Here is a 609-nt window from a genome sequence, read left to right on the forward strand (position 1 = left end):
CCTTTTTCCAGCACGCAAACCGAGACCTCGCGGCCGTTTTTCTCTGCCAATTGCTTCAGGCGAATAGCTGCCGACAGGCCGCCGGGTCCGCCGCCGACGATCACGACGTCATACTCCATCGCTTCGCGCGGACCGTATTGTTCAAGAATGCTCTGGTTCTCCGTCATGGTCTCGTTACCTTTACTTTATTTTCGAACGTGCGTGCTAATTGTCCGGGATTTTGCGTCAGAATACTAGACGCGCGCCTCTAAACGCCCGCCTTTCATGTAATCTTAGCGGCTTGGCCAGCGCCAGCGTCAAGGTAAAACAATTCAAGGAGAAAATTGTGGGGATAGAACTCAATTTCGAAGGCAAGATCGCCATGGTCACCGGCGCGTCGAGCGGCCTGGGTGCGCGCTTTGCGAAAGTACTTGCCCAGGGAGGAGCACAGGTTGTCCTGGCGTCACGCCGTATCGAACGCCTGAAGGAACTGCGGGCCGAGATCGAAGCCGATGGCGGCGCAGCGCATGTCGTGAGCCTGGACGTGACCGACTATGCCAGCATCAAGGCCGCGATTGCGCATGCCGAAACTGAAGCCGGCCCGATCGATATCCTGGTCAATAACTCCGG

At 57.1% G+C, this 609-nt stretch carries 2 protein-coding genes; one reads left to right on the top strand and one right to left on the bottom strand.

Annotated elements, in window-relative coordinates; translation table 11 throughout:
- Nucleotides 1-167, bottom strand: a 167-nt coding sequence (locus tag JK635_RS27920) for an FAD-dependent oxidoreductase (protein WP_202653000.1), incomplete at its 3' end; no start/stop codon positions are given.
- 158 nt (nucleotides 168-325) lie between these two features.
- On the opposite strand from JK635_RS27920, the gene JK635_RS27925 reads away from it, so the two are divergent.
- Nucleotides 326-609 (top strand): SDR family NAD(P)-dependent oxidoreductase (locus tag JK635_RS27925; protein WP_498043853.1); only part of this gene is annotated, 284 nt, incomplete at its 3' end.

The organism is Neobacillus paridis (genome assembly GCF_016765675.1).
Classification (GTDB): domain Bacteria; phylum Bacillota; class Bacilli; order Bacillales; family Cytobacillaceae; genus Neobacillus; species Neobacillus paridis.